A 4,827-nucleotide genomic window follows, 5' to 3' on the forward strand; every position below is an offset into this window, starting at 1 on the left:
CGGATGTGGCGGCGGCGGTCGGCCTAGGTTCTCGGGAGCGCGCGTCGGGTGCCCGAGAAAGGAGCCGGACCCCGAAGCTGGTGCCCGGCCCGGGCCCGCTCCACCACCGCGCTTCGCGCGGCGGTCCCCTTCCCGTCCGGGGGAGGATCGGCGCGGGAGGTTATGCCGGGGTGACAAAGCGGTTCACCGGTGAGGATGGTCCCGCTACGACGCGAACGGATGGCCGCCGCGCAACCCCTGGACCTCGCGATCGTCGGTGGCGGGCTTGCCGGCGGGCTGCTGGCGCTGGCGCTGGCGGCGCGGCGGCCCGAGCTGCGGGTCGGGCTGATCGAGGCGGGCGACCGGTTCGGGGGCAACCATCTCTGGTCGTTCTTCGACGGCGACGTGGACGCGGACGGGCGGGCGCTGGTGGCGCCGCTGGTGGCGCATCGCTGGCCCGGCTACGACGTGCGCTTCCCGGGGCTGAGCCGGACGATCGACACCGGCTATCATTCGATCCCGTCCGAGCGGCTGGACGCGGCGCTGCGTGCGGCGCTGCCGGCCGAGCGGCTGTTCACCGGTACGGGCGCGACGATCGAGCCGGGCGGCGTCGGGCTGGCGGACGGGCGGCGGCTTCCGGCTGGCGCGGTCATCGACGCGCGCGGCCCGGGCGATCTGTCGCTGCTGCGCGGCGGGTGGCAGAAGTTCGTCGGGCTTCACCTGACGCTCGACGCGCCGCACGGACTGACGCGGCCGGTGGTGATGGATGCGACGGTGGAGCAGATCGACGGCTATCGCTTCGTCTACCTGCTGCCGTTCGGGCCGGCCGAGATCTTCGTCGAGGATACCTATTACAGCGACACGCCCGACCTCGACGTGCCCGCGATCCGGGCGCGGATCGCGGCCTATGCCACCGCGCGGGGCTGGCGCGTCGCGGGCGAGGAGCGGATCGAGACGGGCGTGCTGCCGGTGATCTCCGGCGGCGACTTCGCCGCCTATTGGGGCGCGGGCGGCGCGAAGGCGGGGATGCGCGCGGGGCTCTGCCAGCCGACCACCGGCTATACGCTGCCCGACGCGGTCCGGCTGGCGCTCAGGATCACAGCGGCGCCGGATCTGGGCCAGGCGGCGCTGGACCGGCTGACGCGCGAACACGCCGCCGCCGCGTGGGGCGCGCGCGGCTTCTACCGGCTGCTCGATCGCATGTTGTTCGGCGCGGCGGCGCCCGCCGAGCGGTGGCGGGTGCTCCAGCGCTTCTATCGGCTGCCCGCGCCCCTTATATCGCGGTTCTATGCAGGTCGTTCGACGCTGGCCGATCAGGCGCGCGTCCTGATGGGTCGGCCGCCCGTGCCGATCGGGCGCGCGCTGAAGGTGATGTGGCGATGAAGACGGCAGTGGTGATCGGCGCCGGATTCGGCGGGCTCGCGCTCGCGATCCGGTTGCAGTCGGCGGGCGTGCAGACGACGCTGGTCGAGGCGCGCGACAAGCCCGGCGGACGGGCCTATCACTGGGAGCGCGACGGCTTCACCTTCGACGCCGGGCCCACCGTCATTACCGATCCCGCCTGCCTCACCGACCTGTGGGCGCTGTCGGGGCGCGACATGGCGGCGGACGTCAAGCTCGTTCCCGTCTCGCCCTTCTACCGGCTGTCCTGGCCGGACGGGACCGTGTTCGACTATTCGAACGACGAGGTGGCGCTGACCCGCGAGATCGCCAAGCTCGATCCGGCCGATGTCGCGGGGTACGAGCGTTTCCTGACCTATGCCGAGGGCGTGTATCAGGAGGGCTATGTCAAGCTGGGCGCCAAGGCGTTCCTGGACTTCGCCTCGATGATCAAGGCGGCGCCGGCGCTGGCGCGCTACCAGGCCTGGCGCTCGGTCTATTCGATCGTGTCGAGCTATGTGCGCAACGAGAAGCTGCGCGAGGCGCTGTCCTTCCACACGCTGCTGGTCGGCGGCAACCCGATGAAGACCAGCGGCATCTATGCGCTGATCCACAAGCTGGAGCGCGACGGCGGCGTCTGGTTCGCGATGGGCGGCACCAACAAGCTGATCGGGGGCATGGTCGCGCAGTTCGAGCGGCTGGGCGGCGTCACGCGGCTGGGCGACGCGGTGACGGCGATCGACACGCTGGGAGACCGCGCGACGGGCGTGCGCACCGCCAGCGGCTGGTCGACGCCGGCGGACGCGGTGGCCTGCAACGGCGATGTCGTCCATTCCTATGCCGACCTGCTGTCCGGCAGCCGCGCGGGCCAGCGCACCGCGCGCAAGCTCAAGCGCAAGCGCTTCTCGCCCTCGCTGTTCGTGGTGCATTTCGGGATCAGGGGCGAGTGGCCCGGCATCCCGCACCATTCGATCCTGTTCGGCCCACGCTACAAGGGGCTGCTGGACGACATCTACGACCATGGCGTGCTGAGCGAGGATTTCTCGCTCTATCTCCATCATCCCACCGTCACCGATCCGTCGATGGCGCCCGCGGGGATGAGCACCTTCTACGCGCTGGCGCCGGTGCCGCATCTGGGCAAGGCGCCGCTCGACTGGGACGTGGTCGGGCCGGTGCTGGAGAAGCGCATCCTGGACGAGATCGGGCGGCGGCTGATCCCCGACATCCACGAGCGGATCGTCACCAAGTTCCATTACGCCCCGCCCGACTTCGCGCGCGACCTGTCGGCGCATCTGGGCTCCGCCTTCTCGCTGGAACCGGTGCTGACGCAATCGGCCTTCTTCCGGACGCACAACCGCGACGACCATATCCCCAACCTGTACTTCGTCGGCGCCGGCACCCATCCGGGCGCGGGCATCCCCGGCGTGGTCGGGAGCGCCAAGGCGACGGCGGCGCTGATGCTGGAGGACGCGTGACTGAGGCAGGCGACGCCACGGGCGGAACGCTGGATGTTAACCGGTCAACGCGAAAAGGTGTTGCCTTGAAGCGTCATGACCGCGCGGAAGCGGGTACCAGGCGAGCCATGACCCGCCGTACGCCAGGCGACGACGCCCAGCCCGGCGATCCCCACCGGTGGGGTGATTTCGGTGGCGGCGGTGATGGCATCGCCGACATGCCTTGCATTGGCGGCGGCGCGCGAGTCACCGGGTGAGTTCGCGAGCGAGACGATCAGGTCGACTTGCGCCATGAAGGAAATGGGCAGGTTTGGATAAGAGGCGAACTGCCCGAATTGACTGCGCACGGTGATGACGCCGATCTCATCGGTGGCACCTCTCGCGCCCCATAGGTTGGGCTCGCTAAGCCGGTTCTCCACCGCTTGGCGCATCAGGCGCATGGCCTTGAGCGAGTCATCGGGATCGTAGCTGGCGCCGTAGCTTGGCGACCGGGTCTCGTGCAGAAACAGCCGCTCCATCAACCCGGCTGGCGTGCTCAGGGGATCAAGGTGAACCGTCACCGACGACGCTTGCCACGGAGCACGACATACGTCGTTCCGTCGTCACGGCAGTGCGCGATTAATCCGCTGACATAGGCGCGAGTGACGCGCTTGATGCTACCGTCGATCTGCGCGTCGGTCTCGATCACGTCGTGCGCCAGGTCGATGGACGCGCCGGCGTCCGCCTGCTCGGCGCCGATCCGGCCGCTTGGGGCGGGACCGTAGCTATCGATCCGTCTCCCCTCTCGCCATTGGACAATCAGGACGCGGCGATCGCCCTCGCTGGTCGGGCTGGGCGGCTCACGCACATCTTGCACGACAGCGCAAAAATGGTTGACGCGTCGACGACCTTCCTCGTCCGCAATGCGCTGCAACTCCGGTCGGACGATCGCGAAATCGCGGCTAGTGGCCGGGCTCGACCAATGCGTGGAGGCCGACGCTGCCGACGCGAACGCCGGTCCCGCCAAGGCGAGCGCGATCAACGGAGGCCACCACGAAGGAGCTACGGGCATCCGTGACTTAACATATGGTAAGCCGGGGCGTTCCCCACCCAGCGACGACTTGTCGCTCAACGATGCTTCGCCTAGCCGGGAATGATGAAGCGTCTCGCGGTCTATTGCGGCTCCGCCACGCCGGCCGATCCCGCCTATCTCCAGCTCGCGCGCGCGGTCGGGCGCGGGCTGGCCGAGCGCGACATCGGGATCGTGTATGGCGGCGGCCGGCTGGGGCTGATGGGCGCGGTGGCCGATGCTGCGCTGGCGGCGGGCGGCGAGGTGATCGGGGTCATTCCCCAGGCGCTGGTCGATGCGGAGGTGGCGCATCGCGGGCTGACCTCGCTCACCGTGGTCGAGACGATGCACCAGCGCAAGCAGGCCTTCACCGACCTGTCGGACGGGTTCGTGACGCTGCCGGGCGGGACGGGCACGATGGACGAGCTGTGGGAGGCGCTGAGCTGGGCGCAGCTGGGCTATCACGCCAAGCCGGTGGGGCTGCTCAACGCGCTCGGCTATTATGACGGGCTGGTCGCGTTCTGGGACAAGATGGCCGAAGTCGGTTTCCTGCGGGCGCAGCATCGGGGGCTGCTGATCGTGGCGGACGAACTGGAGGCGCTGCTGGCGCGGATGGCGGCGGCCGAGCCGGTGCGGACGGTCGTCGCGATGAAGGCGGCCGGCCTGTGACCCCTCTTCGTCATCCCTGCGTCGGCGGGGAGCCATCGCCGACGCATGACCTGAGAGCGGCCTTCAGGAGATGGGCCCCCGCTTTCGCGGGGGTGACGACGGGAGCGTGACGCGGGACGAGCTGGTCGCGGCGGCGCGGGAGTCGATCGCGGTCGGCTCCAAGAGTTTCGCCGCCGCGTCGACGCTGTTCGATCCGGCGACGCGCGAGCGCGCGTGGCTGCTCTATGCGTGGTGCCGGCGGTGCGACGACATCGCCGATGGCCAGGAGGGCGGCGGCGCGCTGGCGCCGGTGGCGGA

6 protein-coding genes are annotated in these 4,827 nt (G+C 70.0%); 4 read left to right on the plus strand and 2 right to left on the minus strand.

All coding sequences use genetic code 11. The features are described 5' to 3' along the window. The first annotated feature begins 219 nt into the window (after positions 1 to 219). Together crtY and HUV01_RS12085 are read left to right on the plus strand one after the other, a co-directional pair. Positions 220 to 1,362 (plus strand): lycopene beta-cyclase CrtY, encoded by a 1,143-nt coding sequence (gene crtY / locus HUV01_RS12080; protein WP_174298496.1) that lies wholly within the window; start codon positions 220 to 222, stop codon positions 1,360 to 1,362. Then, positions 1,359 to 2,834, plus strand: a complete 1,476-nt coding sequence (locus tag HUV01_RS12085; RefSeq protein ID WP_174298491.1) for a phytoene desaturase — start codon at positions 1,359 to 1,361, stop codon at positions 2,832 to 2,834. Before crtY ends, HUV01_RS12085 begins: the two co-directional genes overlap by 4 nt. Before the next feature lie 44 nt (positions 2,835 to 2,878). Here the strand turns inward: HUV01_RS12085 and HUV01_RS12090 are convergent, their stop codons facing one another. Both HUV01_RS12090 and HUV01_RS12095 read right to left on the minus strand, forming a co-directional pair. After that, positions 2,879 to 3,373, minus strand: a complete 495-nt coding sequence (locus HUV01_RS12090) for a hypothetical protein (protein WP_174298492.1) — start codon at positions 3,371 to 3,373, stop codon at positions 2,879 to 2,881. After that, a complete protein-coding gene (locus tag HUV01_RS12095) occupies positions 3,370 to 3,924 on the minus strand; it encodes a hypothetical protein (RefSeq protein WP_217431003.1) in 555 nt (184 codons plus the stop codon). The genes HUV01_RS12090 and HUV01_RS12095 overlap by 4 nt, the downstream gene beginning before the upstream one ends. Before the next feature lie 24 nt (positions 3,925 to 3,948). Between HUV01_RS12095 and HUV01_RS12100 the strand changes: the two genes are divergently transcribed. Together HUV01_RS12100 and HUV01_RS12105 are read left to right on the plus strand one after the other, a co-directional pair. After that, a complete protein-coding gene (locus HUV01_RS12100) occupies positions 3,949 to 4,530 on the plus strand; it encodes a TIGR00730 family Rossman fold protein (RefSeq protein WP_174298494.1) in 582 nt (193 codons plus the stop codon). Positions 4,531 to 4,600: 70 nt separating this feature from the next. Next, positions 4,601 to 4,827: squalene/phytoene synthase family protein (locus tag HUV01_RS12105; RefSeq protein WP_174298495.1), on the plus strand; the 227-nt coding region annotated here is incomplete at its 3' end.

Source organism: Sphingomonas bacterium (assembly GCF_903643035.1).
In the GTDB taxonomy this organism is placed as follows: domain Bacteria; phylum Pseudomonadota; class Alphaproteobacteria; order Sphingomonadales; family Sphingomonadaceae; genus Sphingomonas.